General features: G+C 37.2%; 22 protein-coding genes and 2 pseudogenes. 13 read left to right on the top strand and 11 right to left on the bottom strand.

What is annotated here, in order from left to right; genetic code table 11:
- The 4 genes from H3Z85_21155 to xth form a co-directional block, all read right to left on the bottom strand.
- On the bottom strand, positions 1-2,319 hold the full coding sequence (locus tag H3Z85_21155; protein ID QPQ51704.1) for a TonB-dependent siderophore receptor: 2,319 nt from the start codon (positions 2,317-2,319) through the stop codon (positions 1-3).
- A gap of 132 nt (positions 2,320-2,451) precedes the next feature.
- Entirely contained in the window at positions 2,452-2,817 is a 366-nt protein-coding gene (locus tag H3Z85_21150; GenBank protein ID QPQ51703.1) for a hypothetical protein, read from the bottom strand.
- 248 nt (positions 2,818-3,065) lie between these two features.
- Positions 3,066-3,551 carry a hypothetical protein gene (locus H3Z85_21145; protein QPQ51702.1) on the bottom strand — a complete coding sequence of 162 codons (486 nt, stop codon included), beginning with the start codon at positions 3,549-3,551 and terminating at the stop codon, positions 3,066-3,068.
- Between the two features lie 136 nt (positions 3,552-3,687).
- On the bottom strand, positions 3,688-4,464 hold the full coding sequence (xth, locus tag H3Z85_21140) for an exodeoxyribonuclease III (protein QPQ51701.1): 777 nt from the start codon (positions 4,462-4,464) through the stop codon (positions 3,688-3,690).
- Positions 4,465-4,676: 212 nt separating this feature from the next.
- Here xth and H3Z85_21135 point away from each other — a divergent pair.
- From H3Z85_21135 to H3Z85_21120, 4 genes and pseudogenes are all read left to right on the top strand, one after another.
- Positions 4,677-6,477: pseudogene (locus H3Z85_21135) on the top strand (hypothetical protein).
- Between the two features lie 642 nt (positions 6,478-7,119).
- On the top strand, positions 7,120-8,013 hold the full coding sequence (locus tag H3Z85_21130) for a hypothetical protein (GenBank protein ID QPQ53969.1): 894 nt from the start codon (positions 7,120-7,122) through the stop codon (positions 8,011-8,013).
- Between the two features lie 12 nt (positions 8,014-8,025).
- Complete coding sequence (locus H3Z85_21125; protein QPQ51700.1) at positions 8,026-8,874, top strand: hypothetical protein; 849 nt, start codon at positions 8,026-8,028, stop codon at positions 8,872-8,874.
- Positions 8,875-8,969: 95 nt separating this feature from the next.
- A complete protein-coding gene (locus H3Z85_21120) occupies positions 8,970-9,791 on the top strand; it encodes a hypothetical protein (protein ID QPQ51699.1) in 822 nt (273 codons plus the stop codon).
- 151 nt (positions 9,792-9,942) lie between these two features.
- On the opposite strand, the gene H3Z85_21115 is transcribed toward H3Z85_21120, so the two are convergent.
- Together H3Z85_21115 and H3Z85_21110 are read right to left on the bottom strand one after the other, a co-directional pair.
- Entirely contained in the window at positions 9,943-10,374 is a 432-nt protein-coding gene (locus H3Z85_21115) for a GNAT family N-acetyltransferase (protein ID QPQ51698.1), read from the bottom strand.
- Between the two features lie 59 nt (positions 10,375-10,433).
- Entirely contained in the window at positions 10,434-11,012 is a 579-nt protein-coding gene (locus H3Z85_21110) for a Crp/Fnr family transcriptional regulator (protein QPQ51697.1), read from the bottom strand.
- Between the two features lie 297 nt (positions 11,013-11,309).
- Here H3Z85_21110 and H3Z85_21105 point away from each other — a divergent pair, with 297 nt between their 5' ends.
- A complete protein-coding gene (locus H3Z85_21105) occupies positions 11,310-12,599 on the top strand; it encodes a hypothetical protein (GenBank protein ID QPQ51696.1) in 1,290 nt (429 codons plus the stop codon).
- Between the two features lie 148 nt (positions 12,600-12,747).
- On the opposite strand, the pseudogene H3Z85_21100 reads toward H3Z85_21105, so the two are convergent.
- Positions 12,748-13,432: pseudogene (locus H3Z85_21100) on the bottom strand (response regulator transcription factor).
- A 10-nt stretch (positions 13,433-13,442) separates the two neighbouring features.
- Positions 13,443-14,690, bottom strand: a complete 1,248-nt coding sequence (locus H3Z85_21095; protein QPQ51695.1) for a HAMP domain-containing histidine kinase — start codon at positions 14,688-14,690, stop codon at positions 13,443-13,445.
- A 165-nt stretch (positions 14,691-14,855) separates the two neighbouring features.
- Here H3Z85_21095 and H3Z85_21090 point away from each other — a divergent pair, with 165 nt between their 5' ends.
- Complete coding sequence (locus H3Z85_21090) at positions 14,856-15,263, top strand: DUF1573 domain-containing protein (protein ID QPQ51694.1); 408 nt, start codon at positions 14,856-14,858, stop codon at positions 15,261-15,263.
- Between the two features lie 391 nt (positions 15,264-15,654).
- Here H3Z85_21090 and H3Z85_21085 read toward each other — a convergent pair whose 3' ends face one another.
- The gene (locus tag H3Z85_21085; protein ID QPQ51693.1) at positions 15,655-16,014 is read right to left on the bottom strand and encodes a prevent-host-death protein; all 360 of its coding nucleotides are present in this window, start codon (positions 16,012-16,014) and stop codon (positions 15,655-15,657) included.
- A 371-nt stretch (positions 16,015-16,385) separates the two neighbouring features.
- Between H3Z85_21085 and gndA the strand changes: the two genes are divergently transcribed.
- Genes gndA through pgl form a run of 3 tightly spaced genes read left to right on the top strand, consistent with a single transcriptional unit; the run spans position 16,386 to position 20,043 of the window.
- On the top strand, positions 16,386-17,804 hold the full coding sequence (gene gndA, locus H3Z85_21080; GenBank protein QPQ51692.1) for an NADP-dependent phosphogluconate dehydrogenase: 1,419 nt from the start codon (positions 16,386-16,388) through the stop codon (positions 17,802-17,804).
- Positions 17,805-17,815: 11 nt separating this feature from the next.
- Entirely contained in the window at positions 17,816-19,297 is a 1,482-nt protein-coding gene (locus H3Z85_21075) for a glucose-6-phosphate dehydrogenase (GenBank protein QPQ51691.1), read from the top strand.
- A 26-nt stretch (positions 19,298-19,323) separates the two neighbouring features.
- Complete coding sequence (gene pgl / locus H3Z85_21070) at positions 19,324-20,043, top strand: 6-phosphogluconolactonase (protein QPQ51690.1); 720 nt, start codon at positions 19,324-19,326, stop codon at positions 20,041-20,043.
- Between the two features lie 102 nt (positions 20,044-20,145).
- Here pgl and H3Z85_21065 read toward each other — a convergent pair whose 3' ends face one another.
- Positions 20,146-20,322: a DUF3606 domain-containing protein gene (locus H3Z85_21065; GenBank protein QPQ51689.1), complete on the bottom strand. Its 177-nt coding sequence runs from the start codon at positions 20,320-20,322 to the stop codon at positions 20,146-20,148.
- A gap of 670 nt (positions 20,323-20,992) precedes the next feature.
- Here H3Z85_21065 and H3Z85_21060 point away from each other — a divergent pair.
- The 3 genes from H3Z85_21060 (at position 20,993) to H3Z85_21050 (ending at position 24,018) form a co-directional block, all read left to right on the top strand.
- Positions 20,993-21,643, top strand: coding sequence for a TetR/AcrR family transcriptional regulator (locus tag H3Z85_21060; GenBank protein QPQ53968.1), 651 nt, complete (start codon positions 20,993-20,995; stop codon positions 21,641-21,643).
- A 264-nt stretch (positions 21,644-21,907) separates the two neighbouring features.
- Positions 21,908-22,573 carry a TetR/AcrR family transcriptional regulator gene (locus tag H3Z85_21055; protein ID QPQ51688.1) on the top strand — a complete coding sequence of 222 codons (666 nt, stop codon included), beginning with the start codon at positions 21,908-21,910 and terminating at the stop codon, positions 22,571-22,573.
- A gap of 779 nt (positions 22,574-23,352) precedes the next feature.
- On the top strand, positions 23,353-24,018 hold the full coding sequence (locus H3Z85_21050) for a TetR/AcrR family transcriptional regulator (protein QPQ51687.1): 666 nt from the start codon (positions 23,353-23,355) through the stop codon (positions 24,016-24,018).
- 112 nt (positions 24,019-24,130) lie between these two features.
- Here the strand turns inward: H3Z85_21050 and H3Z85_21045 are convergent, their stop codons facing one another.
- Positions 24,131-24,550, bottom strand: coding sequence for a RidA family protein (locus H3Z85_21045; protein ID QPQ51686.1), 420 nt, complete (start codon positions 24,548-24,550; stop codon positions 24,131-24,133).
- Positions 24,551-24,929: 379 nt separating this feature from the next.
- Between H3Z85_21045 and H3Z85_21040 the strand changes: the two genes are divergently transcribed.
- The gene (locus H3Z85_21040) at positions 24,930-25,526 is read left to right on the top strand and encodes a Crp/Fnr family transcriptional regulator (protein QPQ51685.1); all 597 of its coding nucleotides are present in this window, start codon (positions 24,930-24,932) and stop codon (positions 25,524-25,526) included.
- Positions 25,527-25,536 lie beyond the last annotated feature (10 nt).

Below are 25,536 nucleotides of genomic sequence, written 5' to 3'. Positions count from 1 at the left end.
TTAAAATTTATAAGTAGCAGTTAGTAAGTAATTTCTTGGGGCTCCCGGAAATAATCTCAGGTAGTTCTGCGCTCCGATCCAGTATACCCTGTTGGTTATATTATTCAGATTGAAAGACAGTTGAATATGAGATGACGGAGGACTGTAATAGATGGCCGCATCTATTGTTGTATAAGCAGGAATTTCAAAGCTTCTCGTAAACCATGGTACCTTGGAGCTCTGGTAAAGTACACCTATACCAACTCCAAAATCTTTTACAGCATTGATTGCGGAAAAATTATAGCGTGTCCACACATTGACAGAATGTTTAGATGTGTTTTCCTTTCTTTTTCCAACAAGATCGGGATTGGTATCATCCAGTATTTTAGCATCAATACAACTGTATCCTCCGTAAATATGCCACTGAGGAAGAATATATCCTGTCAGCTCGGCTTCAAATCCACGGCTGCGGTCCGCACCACGCTGTACAAGTTCATCAGGTTCTGACGGATTATTGGCATTAATCAGAATATTTCTCTGGTTAATTTCATATACTGCAATATTCAATGATATCTTTCCGGAAAGCTGAGCTTTGATACCCAGTTCTTTAAGGTCTGAGGTTAAAGGTTTAAATCTTGCTGCAGATTCAGAACCGGAAAGAGAAGAGGTATTCGGCATTAAGGTGACCGTATTGGATTGCGGTTGATAGCCGGTAAGGTATGTCCCGTACAGATTAAGATGATCCGTCAAACTGTAAGTGATTCCGAAGCGGTACAGCAATTTGTTATTTTTAAAAGAAGATTCATTGTTCTCTCTGAAATTCGTAGTATCCTGAAACCATTCCTCACGTATGCCGGATAATATTTTAAACTTTTTCCAGGTGAGAAGATGCTGTATATAAGCAGCGTGGGTAGTGGTAAGTGCTGAAGGGAGCGCTGTAGTGATATTAATTGTGTTAAAATCCGCTCCCTGATGATTCTCCGCTCCCGGCGTCAGATCAAACGGATCGACATTGGGTTTAGGCAAAAGGATCCCGTTGTAATTGACGGTTTGATAATCAGCAGCCTTTGCAGGATTGTAAGATGAAACTACAGACCCGTCTTTTAAAAGAAAACCTCTTGCGGCATTTTGCTGGCCTCCCTTCCGTTTTTCCCAGATCTGGTTGTCATATCCTATTAATGCCTGATGGTGTACAGGTCCGGTTTTGAAAGTGAAATTAAAATAAGCATTGATATTATCTACGGCCCATTTTTGCTTCCTTTGAACAAACTGCATCATAGCCAGATTCGATATAGGTTTATTATTCATATCCGGAACAAAAGAATTGGTTGTTCTGTGTTCCTGGAGGTTTTCCCGCCAGTACTGTTTCATATAAGAGGCATTGAAGCTGACTGATCGGTTAAAATGATGAGCTACACTTCCCATGATCATAAGATCTCTGGTTTTAAAAAAGTCGTCCGGAGCACCGAGATTCAATGTTCTGGGCGTACTGTTGAGGTCAGTTTTACCGGCTACCGCCCCAAAAATAGGTTGCCCACGGTCCAGATTTCCATACAGATCATTAAAAATCATCTCCACATTGACAGATGTTTTTTCATTGGGAACAAATGTCACGGAAGGAGAGAAGAGAATACCACTGTTTTTGACGTGCTCCCTGAATGACTGCGCATTCTGATAGGCTCCGTTAAAACGGTAGAGAAGGGTTTTGCTTTTGTTTAAGGGCCCGGTAAGGTCTGCTGCTATACGAAAGGTGTCATAGCTGCCCCCTGATAAGCTGATCTCATGCCTGGAAACTGACAGCGGTTTTTTTGTTACCATATTGATGGTTCCTCCGGGATCGGCACTGGACATGGTAATACTTGCAGGCCCTTTGAAAACCTCCACGCGTTCAATATTGGAAGTCATAGGCTGTAAAAAGTAATACTGCCTTGTTCGCATTCCGTTGATAATCTGTCCTTCTTCATTTTGGCTGATGCCTCTGATATTGTATTGATTATAATAACTGGAAGGAGATACTCCATTTACATTTTTCATAACATCTCCAAGCTGGAAGGCCTGGCGATCTGTGATCAGTTCCTTTGTAACGGTGTTAAGACTTAAAGGAAGATCCTTGTTTTTCATAGCAATCTTAGTCGCCGCAAAAGAATAATCTGAAGTATAGTCTTTAGACTTTCTTCCAATGATTTCGACAGTTTGTACCGCTGTTGATAAAGTATCCGGATGGCGGGATTGAGAATGAAATACTGTGGATACTGTGACGAATGCTACACTGAAGAGCCTCACAGGACTTTGGGGAATAAAGTGAATTATCCCCTGATAATAAAAATTATTGGTAATCATGAATCGTATTGAACGGGCATTGAATACACCCCATTAATAATAAGGACCTATACAGCCATAAAACCGTATGTATCCAAAAAGTAGTGATACAGACTAAAAAATCTGTATGGATAGAATTCCGGCAGGATTAATTTAAGCTACCGTGAAAAATGCAGATGGGGGAGCCCTGGAACTGAAGAAATCCAGGAGACAACGGTAAGAAACAGCTTTGGGCTGTGGCATTTCGCTGTCATTAGTGGTACTGATCGCAAAATCCATATCCAAAGGTTCAGGGAGAAGAATATTGTTCATGTGCATATGAAGGGCACACTGGCATTCGTCGTCCTGAGAAATAGTGGGGATTTTTTCTTCTTTAGAACCTTTTTTATAGATCAACTTACTCTTCGAGTGCTGTGCATGATTGAAACATGTACTGACAGCACTGACATTAGAAATAAATATCAGGAATAAAGAGAAGACAAAAAGACTCTGAGAAATTTTTGCATAATTGAGAAACAAAAGTACAATTTAATTTTAAAAATAAGCTAAATATCAGAAAAAAGTAAAGTTGTGACCGAAAAAAGGAATCAGGGAGCATAACAGAATGTTTGCCGCGGTAGGTTTTTAGTTTTTGAATTAATGAAGAACCATCAGAAGGAGTAAAATACAGTTCGATGATCTACATATAAGAAAAGACGCGCTGAATCGAACTTTTCTACTTTTTTGACATACTAAGGATTTTTCTTTACTGAATATCTTTTTGCAATTTACTGTTTGGGTTTTAAAGAAAAATTATCCACATAAACGGCCTGATGTACACCATTCAACATAACTTTCAGACCAAGGAAGGAGTCCTTTTTTAAAGAAATATGGAGTGTTTTTTTGTCTCCTGTTATTTTTGAAGGTTTTGCAATTGAGACATATGATTTAGGATCAGTCGTGCTGTTGATAGAGAAGAATTCCCATGTTGTTTCTCCTCCGTTGTCAGAAAGATCTAGAGAAAGCGTATAAGTTCCTGCTTTAATTTTCGGCGTCACCAGGTACATATTTTCTCCCGGACTGTTCATAGAATAAAAGATAATTCTTTTATCACTGGCATACAGCATTCCTTTTCCGGACTGAGCAGTCCAGCATTTATTAATATCCTTCCAGGTATCAAAATTTTCCGTAATTGCGGATACCGTTTTACATTGTGCATGTGATGCTGCCAGCCCTCCCAATACAGCTATTCCCGTGAATACAATTTTTCTCATTTATTATTATATATTTTGAAGTAAAAATAAGTAAAAAAGAATGTGTGTAAAAGCCCGTTTCCGGAATATATTATGTTTTTTAAATGATATTAAATATGTCATGGAGAAAAGGTAAACGAAAAGGTGAGGTCTGCTTCTATTTTTTATTTAATTCGATCCATACCGGCGCATGGTCACTGCTTTTCTCCCATCCCCGTACATATTTGTCGACACCTCCTGATTTTAGCCTTGATTTCAGTAAGGGACTCAACAGGATATGATCCAGCCGTATTCCCGCATTGCGTTCGTATGCTTTATAAAGGTAGTCCCAGAATGTATAAATTTTTTCTTCGGGAAACAGGTTTCTGATGGAATCAGTCCAGCCTTTCCTGATGAGCTCCCGATAGGCTTTTCTTACTTCTTTCCGGTACAAGGCATCATTTTCCCAGCGTTCCGGTTTGTAGACATCTTCCGCATTTGGAATGATATTGAAATCACCAATGAGAATGGCGGGAAGTTCCATATCTATGAATTGCTGACTGCGTTTTTGCAGCCGCTTGATCCATGCCAGTTTATAGTCAAACTTCTCACCGGGATACGGGTTGCCATTGGGAACATAAAAACAACAGATGACAATCTGGTCGATAATCGCTTCAATATAGCGGCTTTGCACGTCATCATCGTCACCGGGTAAAGAACGCTGCACTTCAATGATTTCACGATCTTTTGCCAGTATGGCAACACCGTTCCAACTTTTCTGTCCCTTCCAGATGGCCTGATAACCGGCCTGATTTATGGCTGTAATCGGGAAACGTTCCTGAGGAGCTTTTAATTCCTGTAAACAGACAATATCGGGTTGAGCTTCCTCTAACCATCGAAGCAGGACCGGCAGCCGGCCGTTTATTCCGTTCACATTATAAGTAGCAATTTTCATAAGATCAATTATTTAAGTCATTGTAAGAATCAGTGAGAGAATATAGAGTTTACATCATATCGTATGCCGTTACTTATCATAGAAATATAAATTTACTTTAAACAATAAGAAAGAAATCCATCTTTCCTCAGAATATTTCTGAACATTAGTATATTTTTCATCTCAATTGGCTTATAAATTGATATCATAAAGTTCTTGAATTTCGATGGCTAATGACTAAATCAATTACAATTTTACTGTTCTTTTTATGCGGTTTTTTCTTTTTACAGGCACAGGAAAAAAAAAGACTCGTTGTATTACAAAATAGAAGAATTTTCGGATCAAAGGAAAGTGACTAAATTCATTCATCGTCTGATATTCCGTAGAGAGGCAGATTCCACTTCCGTAAAGTCAATAACGGAGAAGCTGTCTCAGGATACATACAATAAAAAATACATCAGAAAGATACGCATTGAGCCTATTGATCCTTTTGGATATGGTTCACAAGACAGTAAAGAAAGGCTCAAGTGGTATGACTGGCTGAAAGATCACCTTCATTCCACCACCAGAATTTCGACGGCTAATAATTATTTACTTTTTAAGGAAGGTGAAGAATACAATGCCCAGAAGCTGTACGAGTCCGAGCGTTTGCTCAGAGCAATGCCTTTTGTAAACAGAGTGAATATCAGTGTTTCAGAGGATCCATCGGCTAAAGATTCTATTGATGTTGTTGTAAGAGTACTTGATTCCTGGAGTTTAAAACCAAGACTAAGCTATTCAGGAAGCAAGATTGGATTGGGATTAACTGAAGAAAATGTATTGGGATTAGGCCATACATTAGATTTCCTGTACAGAAATGACTCCAAAGAGAAACAAAACTATCTTTTGGGGAGTTACACGGCGTATAACCTTTTCGGTACCTATATCAATGCGCAGCTTTTAGGAGAAAGGGATTTTTTTAGAAATGAAAGAATTAATTTCAATGTCAGAAGAGACTTTTTCTCCCCTTTAACAAAATGGGCAGGAGGTTTTACCTTTGAGTATTTTATGCGGAATGTTTTGCTGCCTATTGGAGCAGATACGGCTTATCCGGAGGTTCAAATCAAGGTATACAACCAGGACCTGTGGGGTGGTTATCAGATTCCTGTTTCCTCTGATGCCAGCCAGAAGGTCTCCAGTAATATTGCGGTGATCGGTAGATTTCAGAATTATCAATATAAGGACAGCCCGGGAATTGACAGGTATGAATATTTCAAATCGTACAGCAGTTTTCTGATGTCTGTTGGATTCATTAACAGGAGCTTTTCGGTTCAGAGAAATATTTTTCAATATGATTTACCGGAAGATATCGCTTACGGGAAATCGCTTACTATTACTGCCGGAGGATTATCAAGAAGTAATGAGGTGAAGCCCTATGTAGGAATTTCTGCTTCCTACGGTACGTTTACAGGCCTGGGCTATTTTAACGTAAGAGCCCAGTTTGGGCGCTTCTTTAACGAAGACAATCAAAACCGTGAGTCTTTCCGTCTTGACGGGACCTATTTTACCCATCTTACCGATTGGAAATTTGCTAAAGTAAGACATTTCTTTTCTCCCACTCTGGCATTGGGAAATCCGCAGCACAACTATTCTTATAAAGACAGGATTACGCTTACTTCCCAGAATGAGTTTCCCGTTTACAGCTCAGATTATATTGGAACCAAAAAACTTGTGCTAAGATATCAGCTTCAGATGTTTATCAATAAAACATGGAAGAATTTTCACTTCAGTCCTTATTTAACGGCAGCAGTGGGTTGGTTGGGGATGCCTAATGATACCCTTCTGAAAACAAAAGCAAACACCAAAATCGGCATCGGGGTTTTGATCAATAATCCGTTTCTGGTTTTCAACAGAATTCAGATTTCCTTCATGTATTATCCCCGTGTTCCTTTTGATAATAATTCTGTTTTTGATTTCAACAGCAACCGCAACAATCTTTTACCAATCAATAATCTTGCAGCAGATATCCCTCATTTTGTGAATTTTGGAAATTAAGGAGTAAAACCAAAAAATAAAGTCATACTACAGGTTAGATAAGGAAGATTCCGTTTATCGTTTTTTTAAGCTCATTGTTCGGTGAGTGAGATACTGTAGAATTGTATCAGCTGCCTGAATTTCATCACAGAAATCTCCGGGAGTGAAAAATATGCAAATATTGTCCTTATACATTCAGGGTAACAGTCTCCGTTATTCCTATCCTGTACAAAAATTAAAATGCCAAGCATGCTTATAATTTTAGTAAAACAGCCAGGAACCACTTAAAAAGAAGATGTGTTTTTAAAACATAAATATTATCCTTTTATCGAATTATATCTATAAGATTAATGAATGGTATCTCCTTCAAATATAGTACTTTTGGTGCGAAACCAAAATGAGAAAAAACTATGAAAAACACATGTGACTGTAAAGAGTTATATAATAGTGGCATCAATATAAAAAGAATGATATGCCGTAATCGGTCATCTCAAAATCATACTTCACCATTCGATAGGATACTTGTCAGCAAAACATTTCAACGGTTTCTTGTTTAATTACTTTCATACCTTTTTTTATTTCTCAGTTATCAATTAATGATAAAGGAATATCCAAAATTTCAAAACATAATTTCCATAAAAATCAAAACAAATGAAAAAAAGAATACATATTGCACTGCTTTTTTTAGGAGGTCTGTATGTTTGTGTCGATCATGTTAGTGCCCAAATTGGGATAGGAACTTCAAATCCTCAAGGAGCTTTACATGTAGATGGTACGAAAGATAACCCTGCGAATGGGACACCAAGCGCCGCGCAGATATCCAATGACTTTATTATTAACAAGACAACAGGTTTTATTGGAGTTGGCGTTCTTAATCCGCAGGTAAAACTGGATATGAGATCTGCAGCACCGGAAAATGCGCTGGGTCTCAGTACAACAACAATGAGCGCCTCTGATGCCGGAGCAGGAGCTGTACGGTATGATGTAGTGAATACACCGGTAGGTGCTAAGATCGAAGTATCGGATGGATCGGTATGGCATAAAGCATATGTAGCCCCTCAAAAAGTGGTTATTGTTGCCCGTAAAGTATCGAGCCAGTCGATCACTCAGAATCTGGCTACCAATATCATCAATTGGAATGTGGTACGGGATATGAGTAATAGTTTTGATGGTACAACCGGAATATTTACAGCACCCCGCGACGGTACGTATACTTTTTTACTGACCTTTAATTTTAACGGTGAAGTTATTAATGACAGCTCCAGGGTAGAATCTCAATTTTATAATACCACAACGAATACTGTCCTGGCAAGTGTTTACAAGACTTTCGGGCAGTCTATGACAGGAACTGCAGATGATGCCAATGCGACCCGTGCTACACAGGCCGGAGGATCAAGTACAGTCACCCTGACGTTACTTGCGGGTACCAAGGTAGCAACAAGGCTTTGGCATAACCTTGTATCAACTGGCTCCGTGGCATTGAGAGTAACCACCAATCCCGCGGATCCTACCAATCCGGATGACGGATTTAATAATTTAACCATCATAGAACATTAGAAATAGATCAGTATGAAACATAAAATCAATAAGGCGCATCAGCTGCTTGCCGGGATTCTGTTTTTTTCTTCCGTGTACACAGCTGCTCAGGTAGGTTTTTTTACTGCCAATTCCATTCATCCTTTGCAGATAGATGCTGCAAAAGATAACGGTACTGCACCTGATAGCCAGAAACTTTCAAATGACATAGTGGTAAATGCTGCCGGAAATGTGGGAATCGGTGTTTTAAATCCTGTTACCAAAATGGATCTTCGCTCAACAGATAATAAAGGGCTTGTAGGTCTTGGAACAGGCACTCAGACACCAGTAGAAGCGGGAGCGGGGGCGATACGGTATAACAGCAACGGTTTTTTAGAATATTCGGATGGAGAACAGTGGATAGCATTGCCCCTTGCCCCACCGGTAAAAGCACTTGTTAATGCTAGTAAAGCTTCTGCACAAAGAATTGGAAGCAATTCCACCATTTATGTGACAGGCTGGACTGAAACCGTAGATTCAGGAAGTGGGACAAGTGGTGATTTTGATCCTGCAACCGGTACTTTTACTGCTCCAAGGGACGGATTTTATCTGGTGTCCTTCAACATTACGCTCGCCAACGGAAATATTCCCAAGAATACTTTTATAGAAACAGCAATCGAAAGTGACCGTAGCACAGAAAATATTCCAATATTTAAAACAGTCAATTCTTATCCTGCATTTCAGGCCGGTACCGTAAGCAATTATATCAGCGGAAACTGTAATGCAATTTTTAACCTTAAAGCAGGAAACACAATTAAATTTAGTGTTAAACACAATATAGGTTCTGCGAGAAATACCTTGAATGACGGGAAATTTAATAACCTGAGTATTAGTGAACTTTAAAAACAGATAATGATGAAATATAATGAGCTTAATAAGGTAATCAGAATCATTGTGCCGTTCCTTTTTGGGGCGGATATACACAGGCACAAATAGGCTTGGGGATCCCGGATCCAATCAATCCGGTTGAAATTAAAACTGACGCAGGTAAAGTTATTGTAGATAAAAACGGGAGATTGGGAGTACTGGTTTCCAACCCGAAAGTTGCCGTAGATTTACGAAGCGGAACAAATGGCGCAATAGCCATAGGAAATACAAATAAAACGGCTGTACAGGCCGGAGCCGGAGCCTTACGCTATGTGGCCAGCCCTGCGATCGGAGTAAAAGGGTATCTGGAATTTTCTGACGGCACCAATTGGGTGAGTTTTTTTCCGAAAGGAAAGCCTCGTATCGTGGTCATGGCCAATAAGAACAGTCAGGATACGTATGTATTTGAAAGTGCAACACCTTCAGAAATTGGTGCCAAATCAGGTATTGTACAAAGAAGATCCTCCTATTTGACCAATTGGTCGGAAAAACTGGATTCCGATTCCGGAGTTCCCACAAATAATTTTGATCCTGCTACAGGAGAGTTTATTGCACCGAGAACGGGCGTTTACTTTGCTACCTTTACCTTTGCTCTTCAATCGAGCCAGGTGAATACAGGCGGAAACAATCAGACAGAAGCGATATGGGAAGTCAGGAATCCTGCCGGTACCATTACACAAAGGGTAAAAACAAATAATGGCTATGCTTCTGATACGGGAGGAAGTCCTAATGCCGTTCCGGTGGGGTCAGCCTGTACCGTAAGTGTGTACTTAAATAAAGGAGACAAATTGAGACCGTTTACCTGGATTACCGTAGCCTTTGACGGTACCATAAGTCAATTCGATATTTCAGGAGGTGGCGCTTATAATTCACTTACCATTGTGGAGCAATAAAGAAATTCATCTTATATCATCTTAATTTTTGCTCGAATTTTTATATAAGATGCTGGGGATATTTTCCCGGCAGAGCCGGGAAAATCTTACTATCTCCTTAAGGCAAAAGAGACTTCTGAAGTCTCTTTTGTTATTTTCGGAAAACCCTTATTTAGTCTTTGCTAAGCGTCATATGCAAAATCGGATAGCTTTTTCCTTGTCCATCCAGTTCAGATCTTTTCAAAACCTTAAATTTCATATGCTTATAAAATCCAACAGCCTGAATATTTTGTTCATTCACATCCACCTGAGTGATTCCAAGATATTCCACCCCATAGATAATCAGTTTTTTACCCAATCCTTTGCCCCGGAAGTCATTGTGAATAAATAACATCTCAATATTTCCCTCACTGACACCGATGAATCCGGCTAACTGATTGTTTTCTTCAATCCCGAAAAGGATAACATGTTCAAAATAACCGGGAATGGCCTGTTTGTAATACGTAAAATCTTCTTCTTTCAGAAAATCATGGGTATGTACAACCGCACTTTCCCATATTTCCATCAAACGGGGGTAGTCTGATGTTGTAATCTCTCTAATCATAATGGTAATTTTTGAAAAGCAAAGGTCGGTCTTTATCAATATTCTCTGCTGAACCCAGGTTAAAAAATACGTTTCCTGATTCTGCTTAAAGCCTGTGGTGTAATCCCGAGATAGGATGCAATATCTTTTAAAGGAATATAATTTAAAGTGATTCCATACTCATGTATCATCTGCAGGTAATACTGTTCGGGTGAATATTTAATCAGGTCAATATTTCTTTGTAGCAATCTGTTCAGGAGCTGCGCAGTTAAATCACCAAATACATTTTTTACATTCGGTAGGGCTGTATATAACTGTTCTGTTTTCTCTTTGTCAATTCTGTAGATACTGCTGTCTACAACAGTTTGTACAGTAAAGGTTGATTTTTGCTGCAGGGTAAATGAGATATTAGACATGGAAAAGGTCCCTTCTTTACAAAACCAGAAGACCTGCTCTTCCCCCTTATGATTTAATGTCCAGCAACGGGCGATACCTTTAAATATGAAATAGCTGTATTTTTCTATTTCCCCTTCCTGAACCAAAAACGTATTCCTCGGAACCTGTATCTGCTCAAAATATTGATCAAATACTCTGGATTCTTCCGTACTGAACAGGTTTTCATGTACATTAAATTCCTTCAGGAGTTTTTCTAAAAGCATTTGGTTTTACGGTTTTATATGGTGTCCGGATCATCAGAGAGCCTTTCTTTGTTTCCAGATCTGCAACAAACAAGCTCAATGCAAATTACAAAGAATTCCGGAACTAAGAAAATGAGGAAAGACAGATTATCTTTTATAACATAAAAGGATAAGATGAAATAATAATATTTTCCATAGGATATGATTGAAAAAATTGAAGTAAATGTTTTCATATGACTTATTTTATAAACCACAAACTCCCTAATATCATAAAATAGCAATACCTTTGAAGACATCATTTAATTCTCTATTCATACCATGCAGGGAAACGAACTTGCTTATCAGATATATTCACCCGGATCTGTCCTGGGCTTATTCAGCAATGCTTTAAAACTGAATGCAACAATTAATCTCATTTATCTCAAAGGAAGGTATGCTTTTGGAGGTGGGAAAGCCTATGGAAACTATTACTATGACAATTTGTTTTCAGAATCTGATAATATTTCAATCGGGGTACGTGTTTCGGCCCTATTAAGAAGTAAGATTGAAAATAATGAAGTCTATACCCTGAGAGGATATATTGAAAAAAGTATCAAGAACTCATCAGTAGAACTGCGTTTTGTAGTGGACGAGATTATTCAGCAGGAAGAGAGAGCCATTTCAGAAGAAGAGCTGCAGCGATATGAGCTGATCCAGAAAAAACTTGAAAAAGGCTCTAAAGATCTTGAATCTATGATCAGGGACAAAATTTTAAAAGATGAACCGATCAGAATTGCCAATATTTATGGAAATAATGCGATTGTTCAGCGTGATTTTGCCGAAGGTCTGGATGTTTCACAGAAGTATTTTCAGATTTCGGAATATACCTGCAGTATTACTTCATCTACCTCGATAGTCTCAAAACTGGAGGAGGTTTCTGTATTGGATTATGATATCATTGCATTGGTAAGGGGAGGAGGAGACCGCCAGAGTATGGAAACTTTTAATGATATTGTTCTGTCTGAGCTATTTATTGACTTACAGGCAGTAACGGTAACGGCTATCGGACATACAGTGGATGAAACCCTGCTGGATAAGCTGGCCGATAAAAGATTCCATCTGCCTCATGATTATGGTGCAGGCCTTCATGCAATAGTAGAGAAACTCTCACATGAAAAATCTAATTCCAGGGCGTTGCTGATTGATGAGGTTAAAAAAGATGTCACCAAGCAATTTGCGGAACAGGTTTTAACACTGGAAAAGCAGCTTAAAAAAAAGAACGACGAATTTACAGAAGCCCAGAAAACCTTCAAAGAGCAGGCCGAAAATCAGGTTAAAACATTTACAGAACAGCTTAAAGTCCGGAATGAAGAAGTAGAGAAGCTGAAAAAAGATCTTTCAGAAAAACATGGCGAACAAATAAAAACGCTGACGGAACAGCTTTCAAAGAGAACCGAAGAATTCCAGAAATTTCAGGAATCATCAGCCAGACAACTTCAGGAGACGCAAAAGAACTTTGCAGAACAGCAGAAACAGCGTCAGGAAGAAATGGAAAGCTATAAAAAAGAAATTGCCCTCCTTCACGAAAAAATATACAATCAGCGATCAATGAAAAAACCGCCTCTTTAAAAGCCGGAATGGAATCTCTTCAACAGGAGAATTCCCGGTTGAATACGGAAATAAAGAACAGCAAAACCGATTATACCAGAATTGTTATCGCTGCTGTAGTGGCTCTGGTAGTGGGAGTAGTATTGGCAAAGGTTTTTTCATAGGCTTTTTAAGACTTCTCCGAAAACCTAAAACCTATTCCATGTATATTTTCAATGAGTATATTCTGTTCATTGACTAATATTTTTCGCAACCGGGAAATAAATACATCAAGGCTTCGCCCCATAAAAATAATCGTCATCACCCCAGATGGCCTGCAAAATATCCTGTCTTTTTAATACAATATTCTTGCTTCGGATGAAATACAGGAGAAGCTCAGATTCTCTTTGGGTAAGGGTGACAGAGCATTCATCACATTGCAGCGTGTAATTTTTAGGATCAAAATCAAATTTTCCGACCTTGTATTGCAAAGGGACAGTCTGTGTTTTTTTGGAACGTTTCAGAAAAACTTCGATCTTAAGGATTAATTCCTCGATGCTGAAGGGCTTCACCAGATAATCATCAGCACCAATTTTTAATCCTTTGATTCTGTCTTCTTTTAGCGCTTTGGCAGAAATAAAAATGATCGGGATCTCAGAATTCTCTTCACGGATTTTTTTAGCCAGATCAAAACCGTTGATTTCAGGCATCATAATATCGAGCAAGCAAATATCAAAATTCTGGCTGTTGAAGGCGTTGAGGGCCGATTTTCCATCCGGATAATGATTGATCTGATAATAATTTTCCAGGCTGTCCTGGATCAGGAAAGCGATTGTCTCATCATCTTCAGCATATAAAATTTTTGATTTCTCCATGTCAGATATTTTAAAAAGGAATGAAAAGCGTGGTCGTAATTCCTCCATCCGGATTATTTTCAACGGAAATTTTCCAGTTGTGCTGCTGAACAATCTTTTTTACATAAAAAAGGCCCAATCCAAAACCGTTAATCTCGTCACTTTTCACTGTATTTACTCGGTAAAATTTATCAAAGATATGAGGAATATTTTTAGCAGGAATCCCCATTCCGTTATCTTTAAAGGATAGATAAATGCCTTTGGTCGTTTTATGTGACGAAATCATGATTTCAGGTTGAATCTCGCAGTATTTAACGGAATTATCCAGAAGATTGTAGATGATATTGCTGAAATGAAATTCATCAGCAGTAATGAAAATACCGGGGTCAATAGCTATTTCAATACTCACATTTTCATTTTTCTGCTTTACAGATTCCGCAATATGCTGCAAAAAAGGAAGTAACGTGATTTTTTGTAGTTTTAAAGAAAGTCCTGAAGCATCATTTTTAGCAATATTGAGTATTTTTTCGATATGGCTGTTCAATTTCAGGCTCTGATTGATGATGATCGAAGTATAGGTTTGCAGTTTCGTATTTTCCTGCACGGCAGATTGTTTGTTAAGAGATTCCGAGGCCAGCAGGATGGATGACAACGGCGTTTTAAACTCATGCGTCATATTATTGATAAAATCGCGCTGAAGCTCAGAAAATTTCTTTTGCTGGATAATTGTATAAATAGAATATACATAGACCAGCAAAATAATGATAAGGGCAAACGTAAGAACATACCAGAACCGGAGAGAGCTGATCAGATAAGTGTTTTTATCAGGAAAACGGATCGAAAAATAGTACACCAGATTTTTATGTTTCGGAAAGCGGATTACTTTGGTTTTAGAACTTTCCTGGGCAGAAGAGATGTATTTTCCGTAGATCATCTTATCATTATGGCAGTTATATAAAGCATACACGTAATCGGTATGGATCTGAAAACGGTTGAATGATGTTTTCAAATAATATTCCAGGACGGTAGGATGAATTTCTTTATTGATGCTGACAAGGTAATAATCGTTGGCAATATTCTGTACCGGATTTTCGGTAAAGGAATTTTCTTTACCTGACAATTTTTCTACCACCTCCATCAACGCAATATTTACTTTCTGGTTGAACTTCTGATCTTCAAGCGTATAGGCTTGCCGGGCCCAGAGAAGTTGAGCTATTAAAATACCGATAATAGCCACAAAACCCAGGGTGATGATGATATTAAGTTTCTTTATTTCCATTAGCCGAAGCAATATTATCCAAAAATATCTATTTATTGCCAGCTATTAACAACTCATTAACAAATGTTTGAAAGTGGTTAACAACTTCTCTCAACATTGGGTTTTACATTTGCTGAAACAAACGTAAAACCTGTCATGTAAGTTTAATAATTAAAATATATACTCATGAAAAATTTAAAAATCACTGCACTTCTTGCTGTCTTGGCCTTTTCTCCTTTTTATGCAAATGTTATCGCTGACGGAGGAGTTTCTGTTGTTAACCTATTGGCTGATGCCATCAAATGGAATAAAGAATCTATCGATGTAGGAACAATTCCTCAGGGAAAACCGAAATTAATCAGATTTGAATTTACCAATACCGGTTCAAAACCCATTGTTATTCAAAATGTAGCACCTTCTTGCGGATGTACCACAGCAGACTACACAAAAACTCCGATCCAGCCGGGGAAAAAAGGATTTGTAGAAGCAAGTTTTAATGCAGCCGCGGCAGGACCATTTATGAAAACTGTAAATGTTACGACAAGCGAAAGCAAAACACCTAAAACACTTTCATTCAAAGGAGTGGTAAAATAAGGACTAAAAGCCCCGGACTTTCTTTCAAAGAAGGTCTGCAATGAGATAATATCATTAACCGGACGGAAAATCTTTTTCCGTCTTTTTTTATTTCTATAAGCAAGGGCATGTTTTTCATGCGTTTTTTAAGACTTCTGAAAAGGTGTAAAAATAGAAATAAGTATAAATACTCCGGTTTCTAAAGATCACGGACAGTACTGATTCTTACGGATATATTACAGCATAAAACCCGGAATTTCTAGAAAAGAAATTCCGGGTTTTATGCTTTTATTTGTTCTTATATTAAAAACGGAGCCAGCCCCGCTCTATGATTTCAATCCGGAGAATAACACATGAAAAATGAATATAGGCATTCATTTTTCTGAAGTGTAAAGAAAGATTGCAATAAGTACTAGTTAAGATCGTAATTGGTAATAACTAATCTCAAAATAAAGTGAACATAATCCTGATCAGCATCTTTTCTGCTAAGGAGTTTGTTTTTGTACTCATAAGAATTCAGGGTTTTTGATAATCCCTGATACGTTTCAAAATCATCTCCTTTGATCTTTACTCTCGTATTTCCATCTCTTCTCTGAACGAGCTGGTCATCTAAAGTTCTCACTTTAAACAGAGCCTCACACAATGTAGGACGGGATTTTGCAGACCCAATGTATCTTTCAACGATATTAATTTTAAAAGAATCAAATATGATGGTATTAAAAACAATTTTAGAATTAGGCTCCTGAGTATTGAGCTCAAGCTTGTAGTTCATTAATTTAAATTTTTGTAAAGATAAGTTTAATTATTTCAAATACTAGTACCATTTTAATAGATCATTCCCATTATAATGATTGAATTTTATTCCGTTTATTGAAAATACGGTATTATGGAATAAAGTTTTTTGTGGTAAAACATTGATATTTAGGGGCTCCGATCAAATAAAGGAAACTATTGTACAGAAAAAACTATATTTTTATTTTTTTATAAAAATTTAAACACGAAAAAAATAATACCATTGTATCAACTTATAAATGAACGATAAGTAGAAGCAGTTGAAAATTTTTACCTGCTTTATTTTTTTCCTCCTAAGCATTTGCGTAATTTTATTCTCTGTATAATAGAATTCATATTAATATCAATACAATGGAGAGATATAATTACGGAATGGTTGGCCTTGGAGTAATGGGGCGAAATCTTCTTTATAATATTGCCGATAATGGTTTTTCAATCGCAGGATTTGACCTCGACGAAGAAAAAGTAAACGAATTAGAAGAAGGCGCCACTTCAACAATGAAAGTAAAAGGTATAGGATCTTTAGAAGATTTTGTAGCTGCACTGGAAAGCCCAAGGAAAATTATTCTGATGGTTCCCGCCGGAAAGCCTGTAGATGCAGTACTCGAAAATATTACCCCGCTTTTAAGCAAAGGAGATATCGTAATTGATGCCGGTAATTCCTACTTTGAAGATACAAACAGACGTATTGCTGATCTGGGTTCAAAAAACCTGCACTTTATGGGAATGGGCGTTTCGGGAGGTGAAAAAGGAGCGAGAACAGGCCCAAGTATAATGCCCGGAGGTGATTTAGAAGCTTTCAACCTTCTACAACCAATGCTTGAAGCAATTGCTGCAAAAGTAGATAATGAAGCCTGTACAGCTTATATGGGGAAAGGTTCTGCCGGAAACTATGTGAAAATGGTACACAACGGAATCGAGTATGCAATCATGCAACTGATCAGTGAAGCCTACGATTTGCTGAAAAGAGGGGCGAAACTCAATAATGATCAATTGTATGAGGTTTTCAGAGAATGGAACAATGGAGAAATGAACTCGTTCCTGATTGAAATCACCAGAGATATTTTCCAGCAAAAAGATACATTCACAGATCAATATCTTATCGATCAGATTTTGGATAAGGCAGGGGCAAAGGGAACCGGAAAGTGGACTTCCGAGCAAGCCATGGAAATCGGAGTTTCCATTCCGACCATTGATATTGCCGTGACTTCAAGAATTTTATCAGCATATAAAGAGGAGAGGGTTCAGGCTTCTCAATTGTATCCTAAAGCAGAAATTGCAACCCCTGAAAATACAGACCAATTCATTAAAGAAGTAGGAGATGCCTTATATCTGGCTACGCTGATAAGCTATGCTCAGGGATTGGCCTTACTCGTGAAGGCTTCTGAAGAATATAACTTTGAGATTCCCTTAAAAGATGTAGTAAAAATCTGGAGAGGAGGTTGTATTATTCGTTCCGTCCTGTTAGAAAAGTTTTATACAGCTTATACCAAAGATCCGAATCTGTCTAATATTTTATTGGATGCTGATATTGCCGCGATAGTGAAAGAAAAAATAGGTTCCTTAAGAAAAACAGCTGCCTTTGCGGTTTCAAGCGGAGTTTCAGGTTTAGGACTTCAGACAGCTTTAGGGTATTTTGATGCGTATACCACAGAATATCTTCCTATCAATTTAATCCAGGCTCAGCGTGATTATTTCGGGGCACATACCTATCAGCGCCTTGACAGAGAGGGCGTTTTCCATACATCATGGCAGAGTGTAAATCAATAAACCGGGTAAAAATGAACGAGAATAGAATTTTGCAGCCCACTACAATCATTATTTTTGGTGCTACAGGAGATTTGGCCAAAAGAAAACTTTTTCCGGCATTTTATAATTTATATATAGATGGAAGGATGCCCAAAGGCTTTAATATTATTGCCCTGGGAAGAGCCGAAAATACAGACGAAAATTTCAGAAATTACGTTAAAGAAAATCTGGAAGATTTTTCAAGAAAGAAGGTAACCTCCGAAGACTGGGCAGGTTTTCAGGCTCATATTACCTACTTTCAGCACCAGCTGGATGAAGAACAGTCTTATAAAGATTTATATCAGAAATTAAAGGATTTCGATACCGTTTATGGAATGAGAGCCAATCGATTGTTCTATTTGTCAATCGGGCCCAACTTTATTTCCACGATTTCCAATCACATCAAAAATACTTCATTAGCCTCAGATTCAAAAAAAGACAGAATCATTATCGAAAAACCTTTCGGGCACAACAAGCAATCTGCCGTTGAGCTGAACAGTCTTCTGGCAGAAACATTTGAAGAAGAACAAATCTACCGTATCGATCATTATCTGGGGAAAGAAACCGTACAGAATATACTCGCTTTCAGATTTGGAAATTCTATTTTTGAGCCGCTTTGGGATCATAAATATATAGAATCGGTGCAGATTACGGTGGCAGAAGAAGTAGGTGTTGAAACAAGAGGCGCTTTCTACGAACAAACCGGAGCCCTGAAAGATATGATTCAAAATCACCTGTTGCAGATTCTGTGCATGGTGGCTATGGAACCTCCGGCTTCTTTAAAATCCGGTGAAATCAGAGATCGTAAAGTGGATGTCTTAAAAGCAATTCGCAGAATTTCTTCCGATCAGGTTGATCATTACGCTGTAAGAGGCCAATATGGGAGAAGTATTATCGACGGAACCGAAGTAAAAGGATATCGCCAGGAAAATGGAATTGCTTCTGATTCAAACACAGAAACATTTGCTGCTATAAAATTTTATCTGGACAACGACAGATGGCAGGATGTGCCTTTTTACGTTCGTACCGGAAAGAAAATGAAAGAAAAACATTCCTATATTACCATTCAGTTTAAACCGCTGCCTCATTCAACATTTTCAGATACTCCACATCATTTATCCGCCAACAGGTTAATCATTAACATCCAGCCCATGATGGATATCAGGCTTCTGTTTATGGCCAAGAAGCCAGGACTTGCCATGGATCTGAAACCTGTGGAAATGATTTTTGATAATTTTGCCTGTCAGGAAGATACTCCTGAAGCTTATGAAACTTTATTACAGGATGCATTACTTGGTGACCTTACCTTATTTATGCGTTCTGACCAGGTGGAAGAGGCATGGGACGTTGTCACCACTATCCAGGAAGCCTGGGAAAATAATAAAGACTCATCATTTCCCAATTATAAAGCTGGAAGCTGGGGCCCGGAAGACAGCAATACACTGGTTGAAAGACAAGGGCATAACTGGGTGTAAAACAATAAAAACTAAACAGACAGAAAATGAATATTACAGTATTTGATGATTTGGATACACTGTATAAAAAAGCAGCTGATACCTTTGTAAATCTTTCAAAACAATCTATTCAGAAACATAACCGATTTGCTGTAGCTTTAAGCGGAGGTTCTTCTCCCAAGGCTATTTTTAAATTGCTGGCTACAGAAGAATACGCAAAGCAAATTGAATGGAATAAGGTTTACTTTTTTTGGGTTGATGAGCGATGGGTGCCTTTACATGATGATAAAAGCAATTTCCGTATGACGGATGAAGCGCTGCTTAAGCACGTTCCTGCAGATAAAGATCATATTTTCCCCATGTATCAGGATGGTATTCTTCCCGAAGATTATGCTAAAGTATATGAAAAACAGATAAGAAAAGTTCTTGGTGAGGAAGGAATATTTGATTTTATCCTTTTAGGAATGGGGGATGACGGCCATACAGCATCCTTATTTCCCGGTGAAGAAGTTTTACAGGAGAAAGAAAAATGGGTAGCAGCTTATTATCTGAAGCCCCAGGAAATGTTCAGAATTACTTTAACCGCACCATTGATCAATAAAGCAGAAAATATTCTGGCAGTGGCATTTGGTGAATCTAAGAAACATGCCTTGAATGAAATCTTGAACGGGGAATATAATCCTGCAGTATATCCGATGCAACTTATTGAGAAAAAAGATAAATTTCAGTTTTTTACTGATGAAAAAGCGAGAGGCGAATCAAAATAAAATCTGATACGATGCATTAATTAAAAAATGCCTGTTTATCACAAAACAGAAAAGGCTGCTTCAATAATGAGGCAGCTTTTTTTTGTAGGCCATTTTTTCTGACTATTTACCGAGATATCTTCTAACATCTGCGACTGATGTTCCAACAGCTTGAACAGCCCTTTTCAATTGCTCTTCGGTAACTCCTAATGTTCTGGTCCAGTATTGGACTTCCCACACCTCATGAATATTTATTTTAGAGGCATCCTGTGGTCTTTTTTTGTTTAAATCGTCACTCATACTAATTGTTTTTAATGATTAATGAATTATTTCAAATCAAAAATAGTATCTGTAATCTAAAGTTGATTACGGGTTTCCGTAAATACATGAACTGGTAGTAACTTTGGTTCTGATAATCCTTTTCACGGATCAATCTCAAAAACTGGGGTGGTTGTGTAACGCAAAGTTTTCACTATTCTTGCAAATTATTCTAGGTAAGCAAAGGATGGAATCAACTTCATTGATTTTTTCTAAGCGTACGCATATCCATAAAGTTTCATCAGCGACTTTGTCGCTTCTTAGCTCCCTCCTCAATAAGAATCGCATCCTGTCTTTACGTTTTGTAAAACTTAGGATACAACTTGGAGGTATAAAAGACAGGACGTTTTTTCTCTTCAGATGAACCAAACTTTTGCACCTGATCCTTTATTTTCATTTTTCATTATAATAAAACAGCATCACTAGAAATCTAATGATGCTGTCACAATGAGTGTTTTTACCTTAATCACTTAATGTCCGAACTAACTGTATTAAAGGGAACATTACGCAATCGAAAATTTTACTTTCAACGTAAAATCGTGTTTTTTTCTATAGAGTTGGTTTTAGTTTGTACAAATATATAAAATAAGACACTACGAAGTGTGTAAAATATTGAAATTTTTCTTAAACTTGTATCTTGAACGATTTCACCATGGAAAGAAAATCAGCAGGAGGCAGTATTCGCAACAGAGAGCGCAGCAAAAAGAAATTTTTGGATGCAGTCGGAAAGATCTTAAAAACGAAGGGATATACAGGATTAAAGATAAACCACATCGCAGCTACCGCCGGAGTAGATAAAAAAATGATCTATAAATATTTTGGCGGATTAGATGATTTGCTGGACGAATATGTGCGTTCTCAGGATTACTGGAGTAAGGTGACTGCCGAGGAAATCGGAAAAATGCAACCGAGAACAGATGACGGAGGAAAATCATTTATGCATGATATGCTGCACAATCAGTTTGATTATCTCTATCAGAATATAGAAGCCCAAAAGCTTTTGCTGTGGCGTTTATCCGAGCCACGGAAATCCTTGAAGAAAATGACTGATATCCAGGAAGAAAACGGGGAATATGTTTTTAAAATTATGAATGGCTCTGATTTCGGGAAACATTCTGATGACATCCGCTCGATAATGGCCATAATGGTTTCCGGATTGTACTATCTGAATTTATACGCTGCGATGAACGGCAGCATTTTTTGCGGAATCGATGTTGATACTCCTGAAGGACGTAATAAAATAAAAAAGGCATTATCCTTTTTATTAAATCAGACCTATGAAAATTTACAAAAATCAGACTAATGCATAGAATTTTTCTATGGAATAAAAGAAATCCTTTTACAACCTGAATAAAGAGCAATAAAACAGGCGTAATCTTATGTAAGTGCTATGAATACGTTGTTTGCATAAAACAAAAACAGCATCACTAGAGGTCTAATGCTGCTGTTGAGTGTCATGTTTAATGTATGAAAAGGTTGTTAGTTGATGCAAATATACAAAATAAGACACTAAGTAGTGTGCAAAATGTTTAAAAATTTTCTTAAACTTGTATATTGAATTTTTACAATGGAAAGAAAATCAGCAGCAGGTAGTGTTAGAAACAAAGAACGCAGTAAAAAAAAGTTTTTAGATGCAGTTGGAAAAATTCTGAAAACAAAGGGTTATACGGCATTAAAAATAAATGATATTGCGGCTACAGCCGGTGTAGATAAAAAAATGATCTATACTTATTTTGGCGGTATGGATGGGCTGATGGACGAATATATCCGTTCTCAGGATTTCTGGAGTAAAATGACTGCTGAAGAAGTCGAAAAGATAAACCCAATAATAGACGATGCGGGCAAAGCTTTTGCCAAAGAAATGTTTCTGTCACAATTTGAGTACGTGTACAAAAATAAAGAAGCTCAAAAACTCTTGTTATGGCGTTTATCTGAACCCCGGAAAGAACTGAGGAAACTAACTGATCTGCAGGAAGAGAACGGAGAATACATTTTTAAGCGATTTGCTGATTCTCATTTTAAAGAAAATGAAAATGTTTTTCGCTCTATAATGGCTATAATGGTTTCGGGGCTTTATTATCTGAACATGTTTTCTTCGGTGAATGGCAGTCTTTTTTGCGGTATAGACGTTAATAAACCTGAAGGTCGTGATCAGATCAAAGAAGCAATATCTTTCATGTTAGACCATTCGTATGATAAATTGGAGGATAAGGAGAAGAAGAAGAAGGAGTAGATGAATCGAGTCTATCTTTTCACAGATAAAAAAAACAACCCCATTACCTTCTAATGGGGTTATTTGTGTCGTGTTTTTACCTTAGTTGTTTTTCGAAATTGTCTTAAGTTGAGGGAACATCAATACAATTGCACTAATTTTTTACAACCTGAAGTGTGTTTTTATGTATGTAGTTGGTTTTAGTTTATGCAAATATATGAAATAAGACACCGTGTAGTGTGTAAAATTGATAAAATTTTGTTAATATTGAGTAATGTGTTGATTTACAGTGTATTTTTTTTCTAAGAATATGAACTGTGTAATCCTTTCGCTGTCAGCATATTGGGTGACTCCTACATTAAAAAACAGCATCATTAAAATTAATGTTGCTGTTTACAGTAGTTTTTTTTACCTTAATTATCTAATTTCGAAACTAATTATTCTAATCAAGGAAGGTGATCGAAATTTTTTAATTTTCAACCTGAATAGTGTTTTTGTTATATATGGATGGTATTAGTTTCGACAAATATACAAATAAGACACTTGAAAGTGTCTAAAAAAATGAAAAAAGTTTTGAATTTATTGTAAGTTATTGTTATTCAGATCAATAATTTTCATATTAAAGGATTTTTGAGCTTAAATAGGTTGAAATTATTGCTTAAAATCATTATGAATTTCGCATATTGGAATGTTTTTTCTGCAGAAATAATGATTTATTTATTGCAAATATATGAAATAAGACACTTGTTGGTGTTCAAAAATGAAAAAAATTCCTTAAACTTGTATTTTGAATGTTCATCATGGAAAGAAAATCAGCAGCGGGTAGCATCCGAAATAAAGAACGAAGTAAACAGAAGTTTTTGGACGCAGTTGGAAAAATTTTGACTACGAAGGGATTTGCAGCACTAAAGATCAATGATATTGCTGCTATTGCCGGGGTAGACAAAAAGATGATCTATACCTATTTTGGCGGGATGGACGGATTGATCGATGAATATCTTCGTACTCAGGATTATTGGGTGAAAGTAACAAGTAAAGAAGTTGAAAAAATACAACCGAATCTTGAGGATGGGGGAAGATCATTTATTGAAGCGATGCTAATTTCACAATTTGATTATGTGTACAATAATAAGGAAGCACAAAAATTATTATTGTGGAGTGTATCGGAACCCCGAAAATCATTGAAAAAAATGATTGATGAACAGGAAGAAAACGGAGAATATATCTTTGACCTTATGATGACCCCGCACTTTAAAGAAAAAATGGGAGTTTATCGCTCAATCTTAGCTATCATTGTTGCAGGACTTTATTATCTCAATATGTATTCTTCGTTAAATGGAAGTGTTTTCTGCGGGATAGACATGAACAGCCCTGAAGGACGGGATCACGTTAAAAAAGCGATCTCTTTTCTGATAGATCAAACATATGAAAACCTGATATCCGAACAGGACAAGACGGAAAAATAATAACACTTTCCCGTCTATAGCTCAACTGAAAATATTGTAGCAAGTAACCTATTTAAAAATATAAACCATATGGTTATCCTTGTGGTTGTAAATACATCTCTGCAGAATTACTTTATTTCACTTTCACAGCAATCGCATCGATCTCAAATAACATATCAGGTAATGCCAGCTGACTTACCGGAATCAGAGTGCTGGTTGGCAGAGAAGCAGAACTCCATACTTTTGAAGCTTCTTCAGCCCATATCCGGAGTTTTTCCTGGTTGTGACCAACAATCAAAAGGGTAATTTTAACAATATGATCGAATGTCATAGAATGGTTTTGCAATACAATTTTTACATTTTCCAAAGCATGCTGAACCTGGGTTTGAAAATCAGTCGCCAGTAGATGGTGCTCTCCGAGACCACCACTTTGTCCGGATATAAAGCACATTTGAAAAGGAGATTGCACAGCAATACTGTGTGAGAATCCGTACGGTCCGGGGTTAAACAATTCTTTAGGGTTGATGAACTGTGGAGTTGTATTATTTTCCATGATATTTTTAAGCAAAGATTCAATATAAAAATAAAGAAAACGTTTACATATGTTGAGGAAAGTAATTTGTAATAGTTTATAGTATGGATGTTTGAATATACTTTTTTAAAGAAGCAATAAAAGGGATAAGTAGGAAGTTTAAAATAAAAAGAATAACCGCATTTCATTAAAAGTCCGGATAAAGACTGTATTTCTGCAAAATGTAAAGAGTTTTCAGGAATCTGAATTCTTTGTACAGGTTTTTGAATGTATAAAATGAAAAATATGAAAAAATAATATTTTATGATTGATATATTTTAATTATATTTTTGAATGTGGTATTCAATAAGTTGCATTGTAGCTTATTCTTTAAGTATTTTTACTAAAAATTAATGACAAGATGGTTATATGTGAAGATCTGTTATTTTCTCACGGAGCTCAAATAACAGAATATAATGCAGCAGATTATATTTTTCAGGAAGGAACTTCTGCTAAATTTTATTTTCAGATTAAAGGTGGCACCGTAAAGCTGAATACCTTTACGGAGGAAGGAAAAGAATTTGTTCATGGACTTCCCTTTGACGGCCACTGTATTGGGGAAAGCTATTTGTTTACAGAACATAACTATGCGGTCAATGCTATTGCCGTTTCAGATTGCAAAATTATTAAGCTTCCCAAAAGTAAATTTTTGCCCGTTCTGCTGGAAAAGCCCTCTCTGCTGCTCAAACTGAGTAATTATACAGCAGACAGGTTGCACTTCAGGTATATGATTTCCAGTTTTTTAGCTATTTCTGATCCTACCGTAAAACTTAAGAAGTTATTTGATCATCTTAAAAATTATTTCGGTTTTGAAGAGACCTATTCTTTTCTGATCCCCTACACAAGACAGCAAATTGCTACCTTAACCGGCCTCCGGGTGGAAACAGTCATCCGATATGTCAAGAAAATGGAGGAGCAAAAACTCGTTAAGCTGGATAGTACCAAAATCTATTATTAGCATATGATTG

Origin of the sequence: Chryseobacterium indologenes (assembly GCA_016025055.1) — a bacterium.
GTDB classification, from domain to species: domain Bacteria; phylum Bacteroidota; class Bacteroidia; order Flavobacteriales; family Weeksellaceae; genus Chryseobacterium; species Chryseobacterium indologenes.
The sequence above is the reverse complement of the archived record's forward strand: the minus strand, read 5'-3'. Positions and strand labels throughout refer to the sequence as shown.

Bases quoted from the DNA above. Each gene is read 5' to 3' on its own strand.
- H3Z85_21075 (QPQ51691.1), top strand. From the start codon at position 17,816: ATGAACGAGAATAGAATTTTGCAGCCCACTACAATCATTATTTTTGGT.
- H3Z85_21125 (QPQ51700.1), top strand. From the start codon at position 8,026: ATGAAACATAAAATCAATAAGGCGCATCAGCTGCTTGCCGGGATTCTG.
- H3Z85_21145 (QPQ51702.1), bottom strand. From the start codon at position 3,551: ATGAGAAAAATTGTATTCACGGGAATAGCTGTATTGGGAGGGCTGGCA.
- H3Z85_21045 (QPQ51686.1), bottom strand. From the start codon at position 24,550: ATGGAAAATAATACAACTCCACAGTTCATCAACCCTAAAGAATTGTTT.
- xth (QPQ51701.1), bottom strand. From the start codon at position 4,464: ATGAAAATTGCTACTTATAATGTGAACGGAATAAACGGCCGGCTGCCG.
- H3Z85_21090 (QPQ51694.1), top strand. From the start codon at position 14,856: ATGAAAAATTTAAAAATCACTGCACTTCTTGCTGTCTTGGCCTTTTCT.
- H3Z85_21105 (QPQ51696.1), top strand. From the start codon at position 11,310: ATGCAGGGAAACGAACTTGCTTATCAGATATATTCACCCGGATCTGTC.
- gndA (QPQ51692.1), top strand. From the start codon at position 16,386: ATGGAGAGATATAATTACGGAATGGTTGGCCTTGGAGTAATGGGGCGA.
- H3Z85_21040 (QPQ51685.1), top strand. From the start codon at position 24,930: ATGGTTATATGTGAAGATCTGTTATTTTCTCACGGAGCTCAAATAACA.
- pgl (QPQ51690.1), top strand. From the start codon at position 19,324: ATGAATATTACAGTATTTGATGATTTGGATACACTGTATAAAAAAGCA.
- H3Z85_21055 (QPQ51688.1), top strand. From the start codon at position 21,908: ATGGAAAGAAAATCAGCAGCAGGTAGTGTTAGAAACAAAGAACGCAGT.
- H3Z85_21085 (QPQ51693.1), bottom strand. From the start codon at position 16,014: ATGAACTACAAGCTTGAGCTCAATACTCAGGAGCCTAATTCTAAAATT.
- H3Z85_21095 (QPQ51695.1), bottom strand. From the start codon at position 14,690: ATGGAAATAAAGAAACTTAATATCATCATCACCCTGGGTTTTGTGGCT.
- H3Z85_21115 (QPQ51698.1), bottom strand. From the start codon at position 10,374: ATGATTAGAGAGATTACAACATCAGACTACCCCCGTTTGATGGAAATA.
- H3Z85_21065 (QPQ51689.1), bottom strand. From the start codon at position 20,322: ATGAGTGACGATTTAAACAAAAAAAGACCACAGGATGCCTCTAAAATA.
- H3Z85_21050 (QPQ51687.1), top strand. From the start codon at position 23,353: ATGGAAAGAAAATCAGCAGCGGGTAGCATCCGAAATAAAGAACGAAGT.
- H3Z85_21110 (QPQ51697.1), bottom strand. From the start codon at position 11,012: ATGCTTTTAGAAAAACTCCTGAAGGAATTTAATGTACATGAAAACCTG.
- H3Z85_21155 (QPQ51704.1), bottom strand. From the start codon at position 2,319: ATGATTACCAATAATTTTTATTATCAGGGGATAATTCACTTTATTCCC.
- H3Z85_21060 (QPQ53968.1), top strand. From the start codon at position 20,993: ATGGAAAGAAAATCAGCAGGAGGCAGTATTCGCAACAGAGAGCGCAGC.